20 protein-coding genes are annotated in these 20,098 nt (G+C 60.0%); 10 read left to right on the forward strand and 10 right to left on the reverse strand.

Going from position 1 to position 20,098, the window contains the following annotated elements; translation table 11 throughout:
* Nucleotides 1-7: 7 nt before the first annotated feature.
* Nucleotides 8-970 carry a helix-turn-helix domain-containing protein gene (locus EDE05_RS06770; RefSeq protein ID WP_132409277.1) on the reverse strand — a complete coding sequence of 321 codons (963 nt, stop codon included), beginning with the start codon at nucleotides 968-970 and terminating at the stop codon, nucleotides 8-10.
* An 88-nt stretch (nucleotides 971-1,058) separates the two neighbouring features.
* On the opposite strand from EDE05_RS06770, the gene EDE05_RS06775 reads away from it, so the two are divergent.
* The gene (locus tag EDE05_RS06775; protein WP_105372981.1) at nucleotides 1,059-1,502 is read left to right on the forward strand and encodes a DUF488 domain-containing protein; all 444 of its coding nucleotides are present in this window, start codon (nucleotides 1,059-1,061) and stop codon (nucleotides 1,500-1,502) included.
* Nucleotides 1,503-1,573: 71 nt separating this feature from the next.
* Nucleotides 1,574-2,170 (forward strand): LysE family translocator, encoded by a 597-nt coding sequence (locus EDE05_RS06780; RefSeq protein WP_105372982.1) that lies wholly within the window; start codon nucleotides 1,574-1,576, stop codon nucleotides 2,168-2,170.
* A 54-nt stretch (nucleotides 2,171-2,224) separates the two neighbouring features.
* Here EDE05_RS06780 and EDE05_RS06785 read toward each other — a convergent pair whose 3' ends face one another.
* Nucleotides 2,225-3,052, reverse strand: a complete 828-nt coding sequence (locus EDE05_RS06785; protein WP_245422926.1) for an aspartyl/asparaginyl beta-hydroxylase domain-containing protein — start codon at nucleotides 3,050-3,052, stop codon at nucleotides 2,225-2,227.
* 336 nt (nucleotides 3,053-3,388) lie between these two features.
* Here EDE05_RS06785 and EDE05_RS06790 point away from each other — a divergent pair, with 336 nt between their 5' ends.
* Nucleotides 3,389-6,775: an ATP-binding protein gene (locus tag EDE05_RS06790; protein ID WP_134100596.1), complete on the forward strand. Its 3,387-nt coding sequence runs from the start codon at nucleotides 3,389-3,391 to the stop codon at nucleotides 6,773-6,775.
* A complete protein-coding gene (locus tag EDE05_RS06795; RefSeq protein ID WP_105372984.1) occupies nucleotides 6,768-7,691 on the forward strand; it encodes a response regulator transcription factor in 924 nt (307 codons plus the stop codon). The genes EDE05_RS06790 and EDE05_RS06795 overlap by 8 nt, the downstream gene beginning before the upstream one ends.
* Nucleotides 7,692-8,186: 495 nt before the next feature.
* On the opposite strand, the gene EDE05_RS06800 is transcribed toward EDE05_RS06795, so the two are convergent.
* The 6 genes from EDE05_RS06800 to EDE05_RS06825 form a co-directional block, all read right to left on the reverse strand.
* Nucleotides 8,187-9,314: a branched-chain amino acid ABC transporter substrate-binding protein gene (locus tag EDE05_RS06800; RefSeq protein ID WP_105372985.1), complete on the reverse strand. Its 1,128-nt coding sequence runs from the start codon at nucleotides 9,312-9,314 to the stop codon at nucleotides 8,187-8,189.
* Between the two features lie 140 nt (nucleotides 9,315-9,454).
* Complete coding sequence (locus EDE05_RS06805) at nucleotides 9,455-9,808, reverse strand: DUF6867 family protein (RefSeq protein WP_105372986.1); 354 nt, start codon at nucleotides 9,806-9,808, stop codon at nucleotides 9,455-9,457.
* Nucleotides 9,809-9,847: 39 nt separating this feature from the next.
* A complete protein-coding gene (locus EDE05_RS06810; RefSeq protein ID WP_105372987.1) occupies nucleotides 9,848-10,576 on the reverse strand; it encodes an ABC transporter ATP-binding protein in 729 nt (242 codons plus the stop codon).
* Nucleotides 10,576-11,442: an ABC transporter ATP-binding protein gene (locus EDE05_RS06815; protein ID WP_105372988.1), complete on the reverse strand. Its 867-nt coding sequence runs from the start codon at nucleotides 11,440-11,442 to the stop codon at nucleotides 10,576-10,578. The genes EDE05_RS06810 and EDE05_RS06815 overlap by 1 nt, the downstream gene beginning before the upstream one ends.
* Nucleotides 11,442-12,830, reverse strand: coding sequence for a high-affinity branched-chain amino acid ABC transporter permease LivM (gene livM / locus EDE05_RS06820; RefSeq protein WP_105372989.1), 1,389 nt, complete (start codon nucleotides 12,828-12,830; stop codon nucleotides 11,442-11,444). Before livM ends, EDE05_RS06815 begins: the two co-directional genes overlap by 1 nt.
* 1 nt (nucleotide 12,831) lies before the next feature.
* The gene (locus EDE05_RS06825) at nucleotides 12,832-13,734 is read right to left on the reverse strand and encodes a branched-chain amino acid ABC transporter permease (RefSeq protein ID WP_105372990.1); all 903 of its coding nucleotides are present in this window, start codon (nucleotides 13,732-13,734) and stop codon (nucleotides 12,832-12,834) included.
* 536 nt (nucleotides 13,735-14,270) lie between these two features.
* On the opposite strand from EDE05_RS06825, the gene EDE05_RS06830 reads away from it, so the two are divergent.
* The 4 genes from EDE05_RS06830 to EDE05_RS06845 all read left to right on the forward strand — a co-directional run bounded on the left by EDE05_RS06830 (nucleotide 14,271) and on the right by EDE05_RS06845 (nucleotide 17,572).
* Entirely contained in the window at nucleotides 14,271-15,032 is a 762-nt protein-coding gene (locus EDE05_RS06830; protein WP_105372991.1) for a hypothetical protein, read from the forward strand.
* A gap of 165 nt (nucleotides 15,033-15,197) precedes the next feature.
* Nucleotides 15,198-16,226 carry a DUF2793 domain-containing protein gene (locus EDE05_RS06835; RefSeq protein WP_132409281.1) on the forward strand — a complete coding sequence of 343 codons (1,029 nt, stop codon included), beginning with the start codon at nucleotides 15,198-15,200 and terminating at the stop codon, nucleotides 16,224-16,226.
* Nucleotides 16,227-16,479: 253 nt separating this feature from the next.
* Complete coding sequence (locus EDE05_RS06840; RefSeq protein ID WP_245422927.1) at nucleotides 16,480-17,088, forward strand: sugar transferase; 609 nt, start codon at nucleotides 16,480-16,482, stop codon at nucleotides 17,086-17,088.
* 208 nt (nucleotides 17,089-17,296) lie between these two features.
* Nucleotides 17,297-17,572 (forward strand): DUF1153 domain-containing protein, encoded by a 276-nt coding sequence (locus EDE05_RS06845; protein WP_018327815.1) that lies wholly within the window; start codon nucleotides 17,297-17,299, stop codon nucleotides 17,570-17,572.
* 60 nt (nucleotides 17,573-17,632) lie between these two features.
* Here the strand turns inward: EDE05_RS06845 and EDE05_RS06850 are convergent, their stop codons facing one another.
* Nucleotides 17,633-18,100 carry a paraquat-inducible protein A gene (locus EDE05_RS06850; RefSeq protein WP_105372994.1) on the reverse strand — a complete coding sequence of 156 codons (468 nt, stop codon included), beginning with the start codon at nucleotides 18,098-18,100 and terminating at the stop codon, nucleotides 17,633-17,635.
* A 107-nt stretch (nucleotides 18,101-18,207) separates the two neighbouring features.
* Here EDE05_RS06850 and EDE05_RS06855 point away from each other — a divergent pair, with 107 nt between their 5' ends.
* A complete protein-coding gene (locus EDE05_RS06855; protein ID WP_105372995.1) occupies nucleotides 18,208-18,486 on the forward strand; it encodes a GNAT family N-acetyltransferase in 279 nt (92 codons plus the stop codon).
* Nucleotides 18,487-18,593: 107 nt separating this feature from the next.
* Here the strand turns inward: EDE05_RS06855 and EDE05_RS06860 are convergent, their stop codons facing one another.
* On the reverse strand, nucleotides 18,594-18,944 hold the full coding sequence (locus EDE05_RS06860) for a flagellar export protein FliJ (protein WP_105372996.1): 351 nt from the start codon (nucleotides 18,942-18,944) through the stop codon (nucleotides 18,594-18,596).
* Nucleotides 18,945-19,369: 425 nt separating this feature from the next.
* On the opposite strand from EDE05_RS06860, the gene ctrA reads away from it, so the two are divergent.
* Entirely contained in the window at nucleotides 19,370-20,071 is a 702-nt protein-coding gene (gene ctrA, locus EDE05_RS06865) for a cell cycle two-component system response regulator CtrA (protein ID WP_105372997.1), read from the forward strand.
* Nucleotides 20,072-20,098 lie beyond the last annotated feature (27 nt).

Here is a 20,098-nt window from a genome sequence, read left to right on the forward strand (position 1 = left end):
CGAACCGTCACTCGGCCATTCGCAGTTCACGCACTCCGCGACCGAGTTTCTGGCGCAGCAGCGCCCGAAGCGTCACGCCGTCGGCGTAACCCACCAGTGGAGCGATCTCATCCGGGCTCTTGCCGCTGGTTTTCAGGAGATGCACGGCGCGTTCGACACGCAGGTCCTGGAAATAGGAGAGCGGCGTTTTGCCGAGCACCTGCTCCAGGCGGCGGGCGAGCGTGCGCTTGCTGGCGCCGACGGCATCGGCCGCCTGGTCAAGCGAAAAGCCTTCCGAAAGCCGGGCGCGAGCCCAGCGCTCGAACTTCTCCACCAACGGGTCGGCATGCGCTAGATGGTCGGAAATGACATAGGTCGACTGCGCCGGCCGGTTGTCGACGATGAGGTAGCGGGCAACCAGGCCCGCAAGCTCGGGGCTCGCCTGCCGTACCAACCAGAGCGCCATGTCCAGATGGCCGAGCGCGGCACCTGCCGTCACGAGCGGACCGGACTTAACCAGCATGCTTCCGTCTTCCAGATTTACGGCGGGGTAACGCTGGCGAAAGAGCGGCGCGAGCCACCAGGTGGTCGTTGCCTTCTGTCCGTCAAGCAGCCCGGATTCGGCAAGCACGAACGTACCGATACAGGCGCCGGCAATGTTTACGCCACCGTCCCTCGCCTCGCGGAGCGCTGCGGTCGCATCCCGAACGTCCGGCCGCTCCAGCGCAGGCAGCAGCAGATCGGGCACCTTGTAACCGAGCGCAGGCACAACGAGCCACCCGCCTGCGGCTGTACAGACCGGATCGGAAATCGGCACGACGAAACCCTGCGAGGTCTGAACCTTCTTCCGCATCCCGACGACGGAGACCTCGAACGGCGGCACGTTCAGAGACAGCATCGCGGCAAGTTCGTTGGCGGTCGTGAAGACGTCGAGGATGGCCGAGAGCCCGGTATCGAAAACACCGTCCAAAGCAAGCACCTGCAGCTTCATGGCAAGATCCATATCCAGAATGTCAATATTGACAATAGCAGGAGATACCGCGTTCCGCCATGATGGCACAAAGGCATGGGGCACCGGCATGAGCATAGACGTCACCACGATCGGTTTCACCAAGACGACGGCCGAGGATTTTTTTGGCCGGATCAAAAGCGCCGGGGTAGAAAGAATGATCGACGTACGGCTTCACAACACCTCGCAACTTGCCGGTTTTGCCAAATCCGATGACCTCGCCTTCTTCCTGAGGACGATCTGCGGTGCGGCCTACAGGCACGAGCCCCTGCTTGCGCCGACCGAAGAGCTCATGACTTTCTTCAAGAAAGAGAAGGGTGACTGGAACATCTTCCAGAACGATTTCATGAGCTTGATGGCGGAACGCAAGGTGGAAAGTCACTTGAAGCCGGATGAGTTGGAAGGCTCCTGTCTGCTCTGTTCGGAGGACAAGCCGCATCACTGCCATCGGCGGCTCGTCTGCGACTACCTGAACGGCAAATGGGGCGGCAGGCTGAGCATCCGGCACCTCTGATCCGACCGATCTGCAATCCGAACCTTTGAACACCGCAGGGAGGCCCTCTCCCGCGACGGGAGCATTTTGCCATGACCTATGAGACCATGCTCGCAATCGGACTTTTCTCGCTTGTCGGCTCGGTGACGCCTGGACCGAGCAATTTCATGCTGCTCGCTTCAGGCACGAATTTCGGCTTCTGGCGAACGGTGCCGCAGATCCTCGGCATCACCATCGGCTTTTCCTCGGTATTGCTGGCGGTCGGTTTCGGACTGGGAGCGCTGATGACAGCCTATCCGCCGCTCGGCCTGGGGCTGAAGATAGCAGGGGGCGCCTACCTGCTCTATCTCGCTTGGCGCATCGGCATGTCGCGGGCCGTCTCAAACGGCAATGCGGAAGCCGCCCGGCCGCTCACGTTCCTGGAATCTGCCGCCTTCCAATGGGTGAACCCAAAGGCCTGGATCGCAGCGCTGACGGCCATGGCGGCCTACGCGAATGCGGCAAACCCGTTTCTCTCGGTGACGCTGGTTACGCTCGTGGTCGCGGTCGTCAACCTGCCGACCGTGTCCATCTGGGCGGGTTTCGGTGTGATGCTGCGACGCTTCCTGTCCGATCCCCAAAAACTCAAATGGTTCAACATCACGATGGGCCTGCTGCTCGCCGCGACGCTCTGGCCGCTGATGCGCTAGGTGGCAATGCCGCATGGACTACATACGGCATTGCCGAGATTCACGCGAGCTCGCTCAGTCTTTCGCGTCGGGGCGATTGCGCCATGCTTCCGCCTGGGCGTAGAACTTCTTTTCCCATTCCTTGTGGTTATCGAGGCCCTCCCTGATGAAGGGCGTGAAGATCGCCATGTGCATCAGCAGCCAGTTCACCAGCCGGGCAGGGAATTTCAGCGGCTTGACGAAGTCCACGAACAGCACCACCCGCGTCTTGTCCGTATGGTTCCACGCCTCATGTTCATAGGCGTCGTCAAAGATCAGCGCCTTGCCCTCTTCCCAATGGCAGACCTGGTCCTTGACGCGGATCGCCAGCTTGTCGCGCGGCTCGGGAACGATCAGGCCGAGATGCAGCCGCAGAACGCCGTTATACGGGCCGCGGTGCGGCGGCAGGTGCTTGCCCGGCTCGAAGATCGAGAACATCACGGTCGTCAGTCCGGGGATATTCTGCATCGCCTTCCAGGTTTCAGGGCAGGCCCGGATGTTCTGTTCGGATTTCACGCCGAAACCGAGCAGGAAGAAGGTCTTCCAGCCTCTGTCGGTGGAGATCGTCTTCACGTCGGTGGAAATGTCCTGGAAGGTCGGCAATTCGTCCTTGCGAACAAGGATCTGGTCGAGCTCGGCGCGGATCGCCGGCGCCGCCTTTTCGATTTCTGCAGCCCAGGGAAACGTGGCGTTGTCGTAAACCGGCGGATTGCCCAGTTTTGCGTACTTGAAATTCAATCGTTCCGCCCAGGCGACGATCGACATGAAGAAACGGGTGACCGGGCTCGGACGCTCCATCGGCGCAATGCCGGAGGTACCGAAACTCTGTTCAGGTTCAGGGATGGTGGTGGATGACGGTTTCACGGAAATGCGCCTGACAATTTGGTTGATGTAAAGCGTTAAAGGCACTTGCCGCCATACCTCTTCCGCCTGGGTTAACGTTTGTTGACATGGGATGTCATGTTCCAGCTTGCAAGCGTCTGTGTCGCAGTTGTGGCGGCCTGGAACATTATAGCTACGGCTGTGGCAGAAGGTCCGCAGTTCTCCTCACAATCAATAAACAAGTATCAGCACGTCCGAAAACAGCCGGTGGAAGTGAACCTAAGCTTCGCAAATGCGAAAGCCTGCTTGCAAAACGTTGCGCCACAGCTGAAAGTGCCTAATAGACAGTCTTCTCCCTCAAGGTGCTAGAAATTAGGCATGGCAGCGCGGCAACGCATCATCCCGGTCCGACGGGAATACAATCGTTGGGTCGCCAACCAGACGCTGGAAGACTATGCGCTGCGTTTCACCGCCAAAAGCGCCCGCCGCTTTTCCTCCAGCCGTATTTCGCAGACGGCGATCGGGGCGATTTCCTTTCTGGCGCTCGAGGCGATCGGCGGAGCGATCACCCTCTCCTACGGCACCACGAACGCCTTCTTCGCAATCGTCGCTGCCGCCATCGCCATGCTCGTCATCGGCCTTCCAATCAGCCGCTACGCGATCCGCCACGGGGTCGACATCGATCTTCTGACCCGCGGCGCGAGCTTCGGTTACATCGGCTCGACCATCACCTCGCTGATCTATGCGAGCTTCACCTTCATGCTGTTTGCGATCGAAGCCTCGATCATGACCGGCGCGCTCGATCTTGCCTTCGGCATTCCGCCCTGGATCGGCTACATGATCAGCGCCGCCGTGGTGATCCCGCTCGTCATCTACGGCGTGCAGCTGATCTCCCGCTTCCAGCTGCTGACGCAGCCCTTCTGGATCGTGCTGAACGTCCTGCCTTTCGTGTTCATCGCCTTTCTGGACTGGGAAAAGTTCGACCTCTGGCGCGCCTTTGCCGGAATTAATCATTCGAATGCCGAAGTTGGCGGGGCGGCGCCCTTCGACCTCCTCGAATTCGGAGCCGCCTCGGCCGTCATCCTCGCGCTGATGCCGCAGATCGGCGAGCAGGTCGACTTCCTCCGCTTCCTGCCCCCGGAAGGCTTGCGGAAATGGCGCCATCGGCTCGCTGTTTTCCTTGCAGGTTCCGGCTGGGTGGTCGTCGGGGTGCCGAAGCTCCTGGCGGGTTCCTTCCTGGCCGTCCTGACGCTCTCGACAGGCGTGCCGATCGGCGAGGCCGCCGACCCGGCCCATATGTATCTGGCGGCGTTCGGCTACATGATCCCGAACGAAACCGCGGCGCTGCTTTTGATGGCCGCCTTCGTGGTCGTCTCGCAGCTCAAGATCAACGTGATGAACGCCTATGCGGGCTCGCTCGCCTGGTCGAATTTCTTCTCGCGGCTGACCCACAGCCATCCGGGCCGCGTCGTCTGGCTTGTCTTCAACGTGCTGATCGCATTGTTGCTGATGGAGCTCGGCATCTACCGGCTGCTGGAAGCCACACTTGGCGTCTTTTCGATCGTCGCCATGGCCTGGCTCTGCACCATTTCGGCAGACCTCTTCATCAACAAGCCACTTGGTCTTGCGCCTCCGGGCATCGAGTTCAAGCGCGCCCATCTCTACGACGTCAATCCCGTCGGGCTCGGCGCAATGTTCGGCTCCGCCGGCGTGGCGCTGGCCGCCCATTTCGGCCTGTTCGGCGCGTTGATGGCCTCGCTCGCCACCTATGTGACGCTCATCGCATTCGTCATCTCTCCGGCAATCGCCTTCGCCACCCGCGGCAAGTTCTACCTCGCGAGAAAACCGCGGCAGAGCTGGAAAGCCATGGGCTCGATCACCTGCTCCATATGCGAGCATCCGTTCGAGCACGAGGATATGGCCTGGTGTCCGGCTTATGCGGCACCGATCTGCTCGCTCTGCTGCTCGCTCGACAGCCGCTGCCACGACATGTGCAAGCCGCGCGCCCGGCTCAATACCCAGATCGGCAGCGTCGCCCGCACGGTCCTGCCAGAAAGCGTCATCGCCCGGCTCACCACCCGCCTCGGGCGTTACGCAACCACCGCTGTGCTGTCCGTCTCTGCGATTGGCGCGATCCTGGCGATGATCGCCCACCAGGTCGGCCGGGCCACACCCGCCAATGCCGAGGTTATTTATGGGACGGTGACGATCGTCTTCTTCGTCTTCGCGATCATCGCCGGCATCGTTTCGTGGTTCTACGTGCTCGCCCATGACAGCCGGGTGGTGGCCGAGGAGGAATCCTCCCGTCAGAACACCTTGCTCCTCAAGGAAATCGCCGCCCACAAGAAGACGGACGCGGCACTTCAGGACGCCAAGGAGACGGCCGAGGCCGCCAACCGCGCCAAGAGCCGCTATGTCGTCGGTCTGTCCCACGAGTTGCGCACGCCGCTCAACGCCGTGCTGGGATATGCGCAGATCCTCGAACGCGACGAAACAATCCCCCCGCCGCGGCAATCGGCGATCAAGGTCATCAAGCGCTCCGCCGATCACCTTTCCGGCCTGATCGACGGGCTGCTCGACATATCCAAGATCGAGGCCGGCCGGCTGCAGGTCTATTCCAACGAGATCAATATCCAGGACTTTCTGGACCAGATCGTCGAGATGTTCGGGCTGCAGGCGCAGGCCAAGGGGCTGGAGTTCGAGCACGAGCGGGCGCGCTCCCTGCCGCAATATGTACGCACCGACGAAAAGCGGCTGAGGCAGATCCTGGTCAACCTGCTTTCCAATGCGATCAAGTTCACCGACGAAGGCAAGGTGAGATTCGAGGTCGCCTACCGCAGCCAGGTCGCGACCTTCACCGTTTCCGATACCGGCCGCGGCATAGCCGAGAAGGATCTCTCCCGCATCTACGAACCCTTCCAGCGCGGCGAGGCCGAAAGCATCCGCCCGATGCCGGGGCTTGGCCTCGGGCTTACGATCACCCAGCTCCTCACCAACACGCTGGGCGGCGAAATCGCCGTCGCCAGCACCAAGGGAGAAGGGTCTATCTTCAAGGTGAGGCTGATGCTGTCGGCGGTCGAGCGGCCCAACACGGCGCCGGCCGCGGAAAAGAAGATCGTCTCCTATACCGGCCCGCGGCGCACCATCGTGGTCGTCGACGACAACGAAGATCACCGCGACCTTATGCGCGAACTGCTCGTGCCGATGGATTTCGTGGTGCTGACGGCCAACAGCGGGCCGGATTGCCTGACGCTGATCGAGGGCGTGACGCCGGACCTCTTCCTGGTCGACATCTCCATGCCAGGCATGAGCGGCTGGCAGCTCGTCGGTCGGCTCCGCGAGATCGGCCAGACAGCTCCGATCGTCATGCTTTCGGCAAATATCGGCGACAGTTCCGGCGCAAGCTCCGGCGACGAAGGCCATAACGATGCGATCGCCAAGCCCGTCGACATCCGCCGTCTCGCAGACAAGCTGGCTGCCCATCTCGGCCTTGTCTGGGTTTATGAGAGCGATACTTCGCTTGCCGTTCCGACAAGCCTCAGGAAGCCGATCAAAAGTCCGGGGACGAACCATATCGAGGACCTTTTGCGGCTCGGCGAAATCGGCTACGTCCGCGGTATCGAAGCGAAGCTCGCCGATCTCGCCAAGCAGGAGGAACACAAATCCTTCGCGGAAGAACTCGGCACCTACGTGCAGGCCTTCGATCTTGCCGGCTACATGAATTTCCTGACACGCCTTGCCCCAGAAAGGACGAGTGATGGCTGAGACTGCCCTGCCGCGCGACATCGTCCTCCTGGTGGACGACAGCCCCGAAGCGCTCGGCTTCCTCACCGAAGCGCTGGAAAAGTCCGGCTTTTCGGTGCTGATCGCCACCTCCGGCCAGGCGGCGCTGAACATCGTCGAGCGCATCACGCCGGACCTGATCCTGCTCGATGCTGTCATGCCCGGCATGGATGGCTTCGAAACCTGCCGCAGGCTCAAGATCAACGGCGCCGTGGCTCAGGTGCCGGTCATCTTCATGACCGGCCTGACCGAAACCGAACATGTGGTCAACGCGCTCGATTCCGGCGGCGTGGATTACCTGACGAAGCCGATCAACATCGACGAACTGCGCGCCCGCATTCGCGTGCATCTGTCCAATGCCCGCTCGGCGCAGAGCGCCCGCGTGGCGCTCGACGCCGCCGGCCGCCACCTGCTCGCGGTCAAGGCCAATGGTGCCATCCATTGGTCGACGCCGCAGGCGACGCGGCTGATCAACGCCGCGACCGGCAGCGACGACGGCCTCGACATCGTTGCCCAGCGGATCAGCGCCTGGATGGCGGAACGGGACAGGCCGAGTTTTGCCCGCGATGCCGCTTTCTCCCTCATGGAGGACGGCCAGGCGAGCCTGCATTTCTCCTTCCTCGGCGCAATCGGAGCGGACGAACACCTCTTCCGTCTGACGGCCACCAACAAACGACCCGACGACGAAGTGCTGCGCCGGCATTTTCCGCTGACCCAGCGCGAGTCCGAAGTGCTGCTCTGGATCGCCAAGGGCAAGTCGAACCGGGACATCGGCGATATCCTCGGTCTTTCGTCCCGCACGGTGAACAAGCATCTGGAACAGATCTATGTGAAGCTCGGCGTCGAAAACCGCGCGTCGGCCGCGGTCAAGGCCGCGCATGTGCTGCACGGCGAGTAGGGCTTCGGCTCAAGGCAAGACAGAAAAAGGCAGCGTCCTGATAACGGCCGCCAACACGTTTAGCCACGCCGGCGGCGCCGGCATGGTTGGGAACGGGGCAGGCAGGAGTATGTGGGGTGTTAGGTAGATTTGGTCTGCCTGCCCCGGCCGCTTCGGTGATCGTTGGAGGATTTCCCAGCCCTCGTCAGACCACTTCATCGACCATCACCGGAACCGAGCCGAAAACCCGAGGAGAAGGAGGCCGGTTCGCGAACCCGGTTCCCATCCGATGACGGGACGATTGTCCCGCAAACGAAGGATGCGGGGACGAAAAGGGGCCATGACCTCTCTCATCGCATTGGAATACCTGCCGAAAAAATCTTCTGCAGACATGGATCGTCCCCGGAGCAGACGAAAGACCGGCCCATTGCCGGTTGCCGCAATCACCGGCCAAACGCAAGGAAGCCCGGCTTTTGGCCGGGCTTCCCCTGAAAATGCGGTTTGGCCGATAAGGGCTTAGCTGCCCTGCTGGAAGTAGCTGTACTTGCCGTCCGGACCCTTCTTCCACTCGTACATGACGTAGCCGGGAAGCTTCGGGTCGCCCTTTTCGTCGAAGGCGAGATCGCCGAGAACGGTCTTAAACGGACCCTTTTCGTGCAGCGTCTTGGCAACGGCTTCGGCGTCATCGGCCGAACCGGTGGCCTTGATGCCTTCAGCGATGACCTGAACGGCAGCGTAGGAGTAGAGCGTGTATGCTTCCGGGTTGAAGCCGGCAGCCTTGAACTTGGCAACCAGGTCCTTGTTTTCAGGGCGCAGCGTCGGATCCGGGCCGAAGGTGTTCAGCGTGCCTTCGACGGCGTCGCCGGCGATCGAGGCAAGTTCGTTCGAGACGATGCCGTCACCCGAAACGAGCGTTGCCTTGAGGCCGGCGTCCTTGGCCTGACGAATGATCAGGCCGGCTTCGGTGTGGAGACCGCCCCAGTAGATGATCGAAACGCCGGCTTCCTTCATCTTGGAAATGAGGGCCGAGAAGTCCTTGTCGCCGACATTGACGCCTTCGCGGATGACTTCCTTGACGCCCTTGGCGTTCATCGCCTTCTTGGTTTCTTCGGCAAGGCCCTGACCGTAAGGCGTCTTGTCGTCGATGATGGCGATCTTGGCAGTCTTGAACTTGTCGGCGAGGTATGCGCCGGCAACGCCGCCCTGCTGGTCGTCGCGGCCGCAGGTGCGGAAGACGTTCCACAGGCCGCGCTCGGTAAAGACCGGGTTGGTTGCAGCCGGGGTGATTTCCAGCATGCCGTTTTCGGCATAGACTTCCTGGGAAGCCGGGATCGATACACCCGAGTTGAAGTGGCCGACCACATACTTCACGCCGTCGGACGCGAACTTGTTGGCAACCGAGATACCCTGCTTCGGATCCGAAACGTCGTCACCGAGAACGATCTTGATCTTTTCGCCGTTGATGCCGCCGGCGGCATTGATGTCGGCTGCTGCCTGTTCGGCGCCCTTCTGGAGCTGCGCACCAAAGGCGGCGTTCGGGCCCGTGAGCGGACCGCCGACGCCGATAATGATGTCGGCCCATGCGCTACCGCTGAAGGCGACCATGGCCGTCAGCGCAACCGCAGAAAGAAGAGACTTCTTCATCGAGTTACTCCCAATTTTTTAGGTGAGCAGGTTTTTCGAAACCGGGCGCAATACCCACCATCACTGCGCCGGAATTGTTCCACTCTAGGTTACTTATTGTTTCAACCCGGGGCTAATCTGAGGACAGAAAAGAGCGGCTGTCAATCTTTCTTCTTGAAGGAGAAAGCCGAAGTCGGCTCATAGAGCCAATAGTAATTCTGCACCATCTGACGCGTCCGGCGAATGCGGTATCCGGCGCTCGAAAAGACGAGCAGGATGACCACGTCGAGGATGTAATAGAAGGCGTCGATGAATGGCCCCTGGAACAGCGCGAAATGCAGAAAACGCATCACCACGCCGAGCAGAAGCGTATAGACCACCACCGTCAGATAGTTGTTCCAGCCCTCGGCGGCCGCCTTCCCGGCCCGCCAGGCGGTCCAGAAGCCGATGACCAGCACGAGGAAACGCAAAAGGTACCGGACGCCGGTATCGCTTTCGAAAAACAGTCCCTGCATCTTAAATTCCCCCGGCTGTCGAAATAACAACCTCTGCGATCAATGCCGTCCGCCTTCAAGATAGGCGGCGCGCACTTCCGGATTGGCAAGAAGTTCCTTGCCGGAACCGCTCATCGTCACCTTGCCGTTGACCATCACATAGGCGCGGTCTGAAAGTTTGAGCGCTGCGAAAGCGTTCTGTTCGACGAGGAAGACGGTGAGCCCCTCTTCCTGGTTTAACTTCTTGATCGCCTCGAAAATGCCCTTGACGATCAAGGGCGCCAGGCCGAGCGACGGTTCGTCGAGCAAAAGCAGCTTCGGCCGTGCCATCAGCGCACGCCCGATCGACAGCATCTGCTGTTCGCCGCCCGAAAGCGTGCCGCCGCGCTGCGTCTGGCGTTCCTTCAGCCGCGGGAAGAGCGTGAAGATCTTCTCGACATCCTCATTGAAATATTTGAGGTTGTCGAGACCTGCCCCCATCTGGAGGTTTTCGTAGACGGTCATGCGCGGAAAGATGCGGCGGCCTTCGGGAGACTGGGCGATGCGGCGGCGTGCGATCAGATGCGTCGGCAGGCGGGTGATATCCTCGCCGTCGAAGATCACCTGTCCGCTGCGAGCCTGCGGACTGCCGCAGATGGTCATCATCAGCGTGGATTTACCGGCGCCGTTGGCACCGATCAGGCTGACGATCTCGCCCTTGTTGACTTCGACATCGACGCCTGCGAGCGCGCGGATATTGCCGTAATAGGTCTCGACAGCCTGGACCTTCAGAAGGGATTCAGCTGCCATCAGCGCGTGCCCCCATCGAGTTCTTCCGCAATCACTTCTTCCACCTCGTCATCCTCGACGCCGAGATAAGCGGCGATCACTCGTGGGTCGTTCTTTACATGGTCCGGCGAACCGTCGGAAATTTTCTGGCCGTATTCGAGCACCACGACATGGTCGGAAATCTCCATGACCACCGACATGTCGTGCTCGATCAGCAGGATCGACACGCCTTCGTCGCGGATCTGGTGCAGCAGCGTGTTGAGCGCCGCCGATTCGCGCGGGTTGAGGCCGGCGGCGGGTTCGTCGAGGCACAGCAGTTCCGGATTGGTGCACATTGCGCGGGCGATTTCGAGCCGCCGTTGTGCGCCATAGGGAAGATCGCCGGCAGGATCGTCGGCGCGATCGGTCAGATCGGCCTTGTCGAGCCAGTATTTCGCCTTCTCGATCGAGGCATCGACCGCCTTGCGATAAGCCGGCAGGCCAAGAAGACCGAGGATCGTATAGCCCGACGCCTTCATCAGCGCGTTGTGCTGTGCCACGAGCAGGTTCTCGAGAACCGTCAGCCCCGAGAACAGCCGGATGTTCTGGAAGGTGCGGGCGACGCCCGCCACTTTGGTGATCTCGAAGTCCCGCAGGCGTTCCAGCAGGTATTCCTTGCCGTCCTTGCGCTGCAGGGTGAGCATGCCCATTGTCGGCTTGTAAAAGCCGGTGATGCAGTTGAACACCGTGGTCTTGCCGGCGCCGTTCGGGCCGATCAGCGCGGTGATCTCGCCGCGCCGGGCCTCCAGCGACAGGTCGTTGATCGCCATCAGGCCGCCGAACTTCATCGACAGGTGTTCGACCTTGAGGATCGTGTCATTCGTCATTGTCGTCGTTCCGAGAGCCATCAGCCGTGGCCCTCCTTGGTGAAGCTACCCGAGACGGCTCTGCGCTCCTTGAGGAAGGCGGTCGGTTCTCGAGATCCGACGAAGCCGCGCGGCTTGAACAGCATGACGATGATCATCGCCAGACCGAACAGCAGCATGCGGTAGAGTTCCGGCGTGAAGTCAGGCCCGAACACAACCTTGAGGAAGGACATTTCGCGCAGCACTTCGGTGCCCCCCACCATCACCACCGCGGCGATTGCGATGCCGGTGAGCGAACCCATGCCGCCGAGAACGACAATTGCCAGAATGACCGCCGATTCCAGGAAGACGAAGCTTTCCGGTGATACGAAACCCTGGCGGGTGGCGAAGAAGGAGCCCGCGAAACCACCGAACATCGCGCCGGTCGCAAAGGCGGTCAGCTTGGTCGTGACCGTGTTGATGCCGAGCGAGCGGCAGGCGATCTCGTCTTCACGCAGGGCTTCCCAGGCCCGGCCGATCGGCATGCGCCGAAGCCGGATCGTGACATAGGCGGTCAGCATGCAGAGCGCCAGGATCACGTAGAACAGGAAGATCTTGTAATAGACCGAGGATGCCGACAGGCCCCACGCCTTAACGAAACTGTTGGCGCTGCCAGTATCAAACGACCAGATGCCGAAGAACGACGCTTTGGCGATGCCCGAGATCCCGAAGGTTCCCTTGGTCACGTCCGTCCAGTTGATCAGCACAAGGCGGATGATTTCCCCGAAGGCGAGCGTCACGATGGCGAGATAGTCTCCCCTTAGACGCAGAACCGGGAAGCCCAGGATGATGCCCCAGAGCGCGGCCAGAATGCCCGACATGGGCAAGAGCAGCCAGAAGGAGAAGCCGAAATAGGAGGACAGCAACGCGTAGGAATAGGCGCCGACCGCATAGAAGGCGACATAGCCGAGATCGAGCAGACCGGCGAGGCCGACGACGATATTAAGGCCCCAGGCGAGCATCACGTAGATGAGGATCTGGATGCCGAAATTGTCGACATATTTGAGGGATCCCTGCTTGCCGACGATCAGCAGCGACAGGAAGGGATAGACCAGCAGGAAGACCAGCGCGATCTTGAGAAAATGGCGGTGGAAGAAGCTCTTCTGCTCGGAGATTTCGAGAACGCCGCTCTTTGCCTTGGCGAGCTTGCGGCGATCGATATGCGGCTTGATGAAGCCGACGCTCAAGAAACGGCTGACCGCCGCCACCAGCACGAAGATGGCCAGAAGACCCCAGCGAGTGCGCCAGACCAGCGCGTTGTTGATGTCCTGATAGGTCTCGATGCCGACGAACAGCAGGAACATGAGGAAGGCGACGACGCCCGCGAACACGCCTTCCCGGACGGCCTTGCCAAGCACGTTCGGATGACCGGTTTCGGTGGAAGCTGCCATGTTACACCTTCTCCACTTCCGGCCGGCCGAGAATGCCGGTCGGCTTGAAGATCAGCACGAAAGCGAGGATCGCAAACGTGGCGACATCTTTGTAGGCGATGGAGAAATAGGCCGACCACAGCGATTCGATGAGGCCGATCAGCAGCCCGCCGAGAACCGCACCGGGCAGCGAGCCGATGCCGCCGAGAACGGCCGCGGTGAAGGCCTTGACGCCCGGAATGAAGCCGTCGTTGAACGAGGCGACGCCGTAATACATCAGATACATGGCACCGGCGACGGCTGCGAGAGCGGCCCCCATGATAAAGGTGATCGAAATCGTCCGGTCGACGTCGACGCCGAGCAGCGCCGCCATCTTGCGATCCTGTTCGGTCGCCCGCTGGGCGCGACCGAGCGGCGTCTTGTTGACGATGTACCAGAAGGCGAACAGCAGCACCGCCGTGATGACGACGATGAGGATCTGTTTTAATGAGACAGTAATGCCGCCGACGTGGAAAACATCGGTCACCAGCGGCGGGATCGGCTTGTTGCGCGGCCCCTGCGTCACCTGGATGAAGTTCGACAGGACGATCGACATGCCGATCGCTGTGATCAGCGGCGCGAGCCGGAATGAGCCGCGCAGCGGCCGGTAGGCCACGCGCTCGATCGTCCAGTTCCACAACCCCGTCATCAGCATGCCGATGACGAGCATCAGCAGCAGAAGCAACGCCACCGGAATGCCGGCGAAGAAGGACGTGAGGATCAGGAAAACGATGAGGGCAGCAAAGCCGCCGAGCATGAAAATATCGCCATGGGCGAAGTTGATCATGCCGATGATGCCATAAACCATCGTATAGCCGATTGCCACAAGGCCATAGATGGATCCAAGAGTCAGCCCGTTTATGAGCTGCTGGATAAAATACTCCATATACTTTCCCCCGGATGCGATCTTTAGACGGCCGCATCTCTTGTATTACGCCCCTTGCGGGTTCTTACGTTCTTGACCGCATTCCATACCGGTTTCGCAAGAAATGTGAAGACAAAAAGCCGTGGGCCGGTCAAAAACGCGGCACTTCTCAACAATTTGGCGCGGCAAAGACCAGATATTCCAAAAAACCGGCAGCTTCTGTCAAAAAATTAGCCAAACCCGACGCTTACCGCAATTTAACATCGTGATGCCGTTAACGTTAAAGCCGAAATCCTGCTCTCTCGATCCGGCATCTCTCCGGCGAGCCCGCATCTGCTTAGAAGCCTCCATTTAGGCCAGCCCGAAAAAGGCGCGGTCGGATGTGCGTCCGTGTGCCACTCAGTTGAAGAGAATGTCTGCCTCAAATCCAGGGACGACAGGAGAAATCTCTTGGGGACTCTCTTTTACACCTCCGAAGCTCCACGACGCGATGATGCTGCTAGTTCCAGGCAAGGATGACATGCAATCAGAGAGGGAAACAATGAGAAGAGGCACTCATGACGACGATCGGGTCAACATCCTATTATGGCTTAACGCTCAAGACCTATATCGAAGGTCTGCGGTCCGAGAGTAGCGATAAGGCTGCTGGCGGGGTGGCAAAAGATGTGGGGAGCCCGGCCGCCTCATCTGCTGTCGGAAACCTCAGCGTTTCGGAAGTTGAAGCGGTTTCCCAGGCCTTGGCTGCGGGGGATCATGATGACACCGACAGTTTTATCTACAACCGGGCAGGTAAATTGGCCGAACCGTCGACGGAGAAGCCTGGACCGACAGGCGCTCAGTTCAAAAGCGTCCATGAGGAAAACCAGTTTTGGCTTAATGCCACGCCAGAAGAACTCGCTGAAGTCTATGCTCCTGATACCGTGGCCTCCATCTTGCGCCAGAGAGAAACGCGAGATGAGGCGGCCGAAGTGACCCGCCAGATGATGGCGAGGATGAAACGGGAAAATCCCGAATTCGTCGCGAACTCCTTCAAGGGGCAGGCTCAGGATATCGTCGGGAGGATCAAGCAGACGGTCGAGCAGCTGAACATGTATCAGGAACGCGTGAACAGCACGCACGACAAGCCGGCTTGGCTTCAGGCTCTTAACGAGAGCTGGGTGGAGCGCTTCAAGGGCAACCTGCTCGACCTATCCGAAGGCCTGAACAGCATCGTTTCGGTGTCGGGAGATCTCGTAAAGCAGCGGGATGACGGGACGTATGCCTTGTCGAACTTCTCGCTCAGCTATGACGGCGTGGTCTTCTTGCAGCATCAGGAGTAGTGCACCCGGCGCCAGTTGCCTCGCGCCGGCTGATGCCGGATCGGCAAAAGAAATGAGGCACAACCGGCGATCGGGATCGAGCCTTATCAAGGCCTTGGGCCAATCCATCTCCCCACCCTCCCCCTAAAGCTTAAGCTCCGTTTCGAACGAGAACGGAGAGAGATTATGGCCGATACCACCGCCAACCTGGAAATGCCCTTCATCCTGCCTTCGCAGGCGCAGAAACACGTCACCCATAACGAAGCGCTGCTGAAACTGGACGCGCTCGTGCACCTGGCGATTGTCGCCGAACAGGCGATGCCGCCCGGTTCTCCGGCGGAAGGCGATTGTTATCTTGTCGCGGCCGCCCCGACCGGTGCCTGGACCGGCAGGCAGGCGCAGATCGCATCATGGCAGGACGGCTACTGGGCTTTCTCTCAACCGAAAATCGGATGGCGGGCATGGTTCGCCGTGAACTCGAGACTGAAGGTCTTCACCGGCGTCGAGTGGCAGGACATTCCTCTGCCGGCGAGCGGCAGCCTTGAGCAACTCGGCATCAGCACCACCCCGGACGGCACGAACAGGCTCGCTGTCTCTTCTCCGGCGAGCCTCTTCAACCATGCCGGCTCCGGCCATCAGATCAAGATCAACAAGGCCGCGGCGACCGATACCGCCTCGCTGCTCTTCCAGACCAACTGGGTTGGCCATGCCGAAATGGGCCTGGCCGGCAACGACGGCTTCTCGGTGAAGGTAAGTGACGGCAGCACCTGGAACACCGGCCTCACCATTTCCGCAGCCGGGCATGTCGCAAAGCCCAATCAGCCCGCTGCCCGAGCCCACCGCACCGGCACCAGCTTCTCTCCCTCCTCCGGGCAGCAGAGCGGATTCACGACTTTGGCGCTTGCGCAGGGCGGAGTAGCGCTCGGCGCCGCAGTGTCCGCCGGCGGCAACCGTGTGCTGGTCCCTGCCGCCGGCCTTTACCTGGTCGGTGTGAATATCGCAGTGCAGACCTCTTCGGGCCATACAACCAGCCTGATGCTCAACGGTTCACAGACCCTTATTTCCATTGCCGGTCTCGCGGGCGGAGCCCAAATGCAGTCTGCCTGTGGAGTTTTCTCCCTGTCGGCAGGCGATTATCTCACGCTCGGCCACGAGGGAAATGCAGAACTCGCGTTGGGGCCAGGAAAAACCGAGTTGTTTTTGACAATGCTTTGACACTGGAAAGCGAGAAAGGTTCTATTCATCGTTAACCAGATATTAACTTGGCGGATGACTCGCGCAGGAAGGTGTAATATTTAGAAACCCTAGTAACCGGCAGGGGGCTGCGGGGGTGAATATGCGGGCGAAGGGGTTGCGTGTTCCTGATCTGCATGGAGAAACCGCTTATGTGGGGGTAAGAGACCACGATGCGGGGAAGCTAGCGTCCGATCTTGGGACGGCCTCGTCTCCTCATGGACGGAATGCCGCCTTGCGACCCCAATTGGCAGTCAAGCGCGGGTTGGACATCGCCGTCTCTCTGACCTCCCTTGTCACGCTTCTGCCGCTCATGCTGATGGTGGCGCTCCTGATCCGGCTCGACAGCCCGGGCCCGGCACTGGTCACCCAGGTCCGCTGGGGCAAGGACCGTCGCAGGATCGGCGTCTACGAGTTTCGCTCGACGCGCACCGGTCTCGCCGACGCGACTGGCGTTGCCAAGACGGTCGGGGGCGATCCCCACGTCAGCCGGATAGGTTCAATCATCCGCAAGACCAATATCAATGAGCTGCCGCAGCTCCTCAACGTCCTGAAAGGCGAGATGTCCCTGGTTGGTCCTGGCTGCCACGCCATCGCCATGCTGGCGGCCGGCATTCCCTATGAGGAGCTGGTTTCGGACTACCACCGTCGCCACCTGGTCAAGCCCGGCATGACCGGTTTGGCACAGATGCGCGGCCTTCGCGGGCCAGCGGACAGTCCCGGGAAAGCCCGCGCCCGCATTGTCTGCGATCTCCATTATATTGATAATTTTTCGCTGCTGCTCGACCTGCGCATCATCTTCGGCACCATCCTCGCCGAGGTCCGCGGCGGCAAAGCATGTTGATTTTGCTCATCCTTTTTCTCCGCCCGCGAGGTGGTAACGGCGCTTGACGCGCGCTCCTTTCCGGCGCCTGACAGATCCAGCCGCGCCGGAAAATGCGCGCCAGCACGCCTTTTGACGTCTAGGAACAAATGCGCGCGGCTGTTTAGTCAAATGTTAAAACTGCGGCGCTAGGCTCTCCGACGTGGTCTTGTGTTGTGTAGAGAGTCCAATGACCGAAATGATCCGTCCCCGAGTAAAATATGTCATCGGCCCCGATGGCAGCCCGCTTACGATTGCGGACCTTCCGCCGGCCAATACGCGCCGCTGGGTGATCCGTCGCAAGGCTGAGGTTGTCGCGGCGGTTCGCGGTGGCCTGTTGAGCTTGGAAGAAGCCTGCGAGCGTTACACCCTGACCGTCGAGGAATTTTTGTCCTGGCAGTCTTCCATCAATGATCATGGCTTGGCGGGCCTGCGGACGACCCGCATCCAGCAATACCGCCACTAGAAGAATTCGTTTTACCGCGCCGAAAACAAGGTGCCGCTGCAAGAGATGCAACGGCACCTTTCAGTTTGTTCGGCGCGCGACGCTTTTCTTGCCGGTCCCGGCCAAAGTGGGCAGCAGACCGGCAATGACGGCGGAAGCTGCGTAGAACCACAGGCCGGGTTGGGAAACCGCCGTTGCCAGACCACTGCTTTTCGCCGCGAAAACGACGATCGCCACCAGCATCACATCCATCATGGACCACTTGGAGAGATGCGGCATCGCGCGGCGGAAAAGCCCGGCCTCCCCGGCCCGGCTCAAAAGCTGCACTGCGAGACCGATCAGCTTCACGATCGGGAAAACGATCGAAAACAGGCCGACCACCAGAAACAGCACAATATCTCCCTCTCGAAAAAGCGCCGCCACCAGCTCGATCAGCGAAGGTGCCTCGCTGAAGAAGTAGAGCTTATCGAAACGGATGATCGGCAGAAAAAGGCCGAGCGCCAGAAAGCTGGCCGCCAGGATTAGAAGAAGCGACCGCAGCCAAATCATCCCATGCTCCGGTTGACGGTGCGTCTCCCTTTCGGAGCGCGAACCGCTGTTTCCCTCTCATCTCCTGCGTATTACATCATGCGTTGCAAGGAAAAAACGGAGCCAGCATGAATATCGCACATGAGGAAACACGATCGGGCGGGCGTTACATCGCCGAACTCGGCGGCCATTACGCCGAAATGAGCTATTCCCGTGCCTCGCCCCAACTGATCATCATCGATCACACCGGCGTACCCGATAAGTTACGAGGCAAGGGTGTCGGGCAGGCCCTGGCGCTGCATGCGGTCGAAGAGGCCCGCAAGGGCGGATGGAAAATCATTCCGCTCTGCCCGTTTTTCAAGAGCCAGGTGGAGCGCCATCCGGATTGGCAGGATATCCTGCGATAGGCCCTGCAGTGCGGGGACCGTCTCTGAACGAGATTACAAACGGAAATGGGGCACAGGCGCCAAGGCGCCGCCCCTTTTACAAACTCCGCGACGGGACGCCCGGCTGATCAGGCCCGGGCGCGCATGCCGCCATCGCGCTCTTCAAGCGCCGAGGCCTTGGCGAGTTCTGCTTCCGCCTCCTCGAGCGCCAGTTCGGCAGCTTCCTGCTGAACCTTCAACTCGCGAATCGAAACCTGAAGATTGTCCGCACGCTGGCGGGCGGCCTTCGCGAAGGTTGGATAGGCGAAGTGATTCGGGTCGGCGATCCCGGATTTTTTCTCTTCGACCGTGATCTGATGCTCGAGCTCTTTAGACATTCGCTCGAATTCGGCCATCATCATCTGCAATTGCTGCAGCTGACGACGTTTTTCGTTAACCTGAAATCCTTTCAGGCGAACCAGACTGTCACGCGACTTCATACGCAATACTCCGTGGATAGCGAGACCCAGGCCCGTGTATCCGCTCTGTTACACTCCGGACCAAAAAATTTCCGCGGCGTTAATAAATTCGCCGCCGCGTTAACCTTTCGTTTACGGGCATCATTAATGATAATCCCGATCGTTTAAGGGTCGGTAAATGCCAGGGCCTGATTTGGCCGCGACGATGTAAGAGTCGTATGAATCACTTAGCGGAATTTCCTCATCCGTTGATTCAAGTTTGGTGATGGCCAATCCATAAGGGAAAACAGGCTGCTACTAATTTTGCTTAACGAATTGATGTACCTTGCCATAGGGAATCATAATTTGTTAACCATTTAGTGGCAGCTTCCAAATCAGGCTCAGTCTGGATCCGTAACGAGTAAGGGGGCAATCAGGTACCTTACGCGGCGGTAAAGGGGAAAAATATGCGGGTTCTACTCATCGAAGATGACAGCGCGACGGCCCAGTCCATCGAGCTGATGCTGAAATCGGAAAGCTTCAACGTTTACACCACCGATCTCGGTGAAGAGGGTGTCGACCTCGGCAAACTCTACGACTACGACATCATCCTTCTCGACCTCAATCTCCCCGACATGTCGGGTTACGAAGTGCTCCGCACTTTGAGGCTTTCAAAGGTCAAGACTCCCATCCTCATCCTGTCCGGCATGGCCGGAATCGAGGACAAGGTCCGCGGGCTGGGCTTCGGCGCCGATGACTACATGACCAAGCCGTTCCACAAGGACGAACTGGTCGCTCGTATCCACGCCATCGTCCGCCGCTCCAAGGGCCATGCTCAATCGATCATCGTCACCGGCGAACTGATCGTGAACCTCGACGCCAAGACCGTCGAAGTCGGCGGCCAGCGTGTCCACCTGACGGGCAAGGAATACCAGATGCTGGAGCTTCTCTCGCTCCGCAAGGGCACCACCCTCACCAAGGAAATGTTCCTGAACCACCTCTACGGCGGCATGGACGAGCCGGAACTGAAGATCATCGACGTCTTCATCTGCAAGCTGCGCAAGAAGCTCGCCAATGCCGCAGGCGGCGCCAACTACATCGAAACCGTCTGGGGCCGAGGCTATGTGCTGCGCGAGCCGGACAGCACCGAATACGCCGAGACCGCCTGACAGACTGACCTTCCCCTTTTCGAGAAC

The sequence above is a fragment of the Neorhizobium sp. R1-B genome, assembly GCF_004368875.1.
GTDB lineage: Bacteria > Pseudomonadota > Alphaproteobacteria > Rhizobiales > Rhizobiaceae > Neorhizobium > Neorhizobium huautlense.

Bases quoted from the DNA above. Each gene is read 5' to 3' on its own strand.
- EDE05_RS06855 (WP_105372995.1), top strand. From the start codon at position 18,208: ATGAATATCGCACATGAGGAAACACGATCGGGCGGGCGTTACATCGCC.
- ctrA (WP_105372997.1), top strand. From the start codon at position 19,370: ATGCGGGTTCTACTCATCGAAGATGACAGCGCGACGGCCCAGTCCATC.
- EDE05_RS06825 (WP_105372990.1), bottom strand. From the start codon at position 13,734: ATGGAGTATTTTATCCAGCAGCTCATAAACGGGCTGACTCTTGGATCC.
- EDE05_RS06860 (WP_105372996.1), bottom strand. From the start codon at position 18,944: ATGAAGTCGCGTGACAGTCTGGTTCGCCTGAAAGGATTTCAGGTTAAC.
- EDE05_RS06810 (WP_105372987.1), bottom strand. From the start codon at position 10,576: ATGGCAGCTGAATCCCTTCTGAAGGTCCAGGCTGTCGAGACCTATTAC.
- EDE05_RS06795 (WP_105372984.1), top strand. From the start codon at position 6,768: ATGGCTGAGACTGCCCTGCCGCGCGACATCGTCCTCCTGGTGGACGAC.
- EDE05_RS06835 (WP_132409281.1), top strand. From the start codon at position 15,198: ATGGCCGATACCACCGCCAACCTGGAAATGCCCTTCATCCTGCCTTCG.
- EDE05_RS06790 (WP_134100596.1), top strand. From the start codon at position 3,389: ATGGCAGCGCGGCAACGCATCATCCCGGTCCGACGGGAATACAATCGT.
- EDE05_RS06845 (WP_018327815.1), top strand. From the start codon at position 17,297: ATGACCGAAATGATCCGTCCCCGAGTAAAATATGTCATCGGCCCCGAT.
- EDE05_RS06780 (WP_105372982.1), top strand. From the start codon at position 1,574: ATGACCTATGAGACCATGCTCGCAATCGGACTTTTCTCGCTTGTCGGC.
- EDE05_RS06850 (WP_105372994.1), bottom strand. From the start codon at position 18,100: ATGATTTGGCTGCGGTCGCTTCTTCTAATCCTGGCGGCCAGCTTTCTG.
- EDE05_RS06775 (WP_105372981.1), top strand. From the start codon at position 1,059: ATGAGCATAGACGTCACCACGATCGGTTTCACCAAGACGACGGCCGAG.
- EDE05_RS06815 (WP_105372988.1), bottom strand. From the start codon at position 11,442: ATGGCTCTCGGAACGACGACAATGACGAATGACACGATCCTCAAGGTC.
- livM (WP_105372989.1), bottom strand. From the start codon at position 12,830: ATGGCAGCTTCCACCGAAACCGGTCATCCGAACGTGCTTGGCAAGGCC.
- EDE05_RS06830 (WP_105372991.1), top strand. From the start codon at position 14,271: ATGACGACGATCGGGTCAACATCCTATTATGGCTTAACGCTCAAGACC.
- EDE05_RS06800 (WP_105372985.1), bottom strand. From the start codon at position 9,314: ATGAAGAAGTCTCTTCTTTCTGCGGTTGCGCTGACGGCCATGGTCGCC.
- EDE05_RS06805 (WP_105372986.1), bottom strand. From the start codon at position 9,808: ATGCAGGGACTGTTTTTCGAAAGCGATACCGGCGTCCGGTACCTTTTG.
- EDE05_RS06770 (WP_132409277.1), bottom strand. From the start codon at position 970: ATGAAGCTGCAGGTGCTTGCTTTGGACGGTGTTTTCGATACCGGGCTC.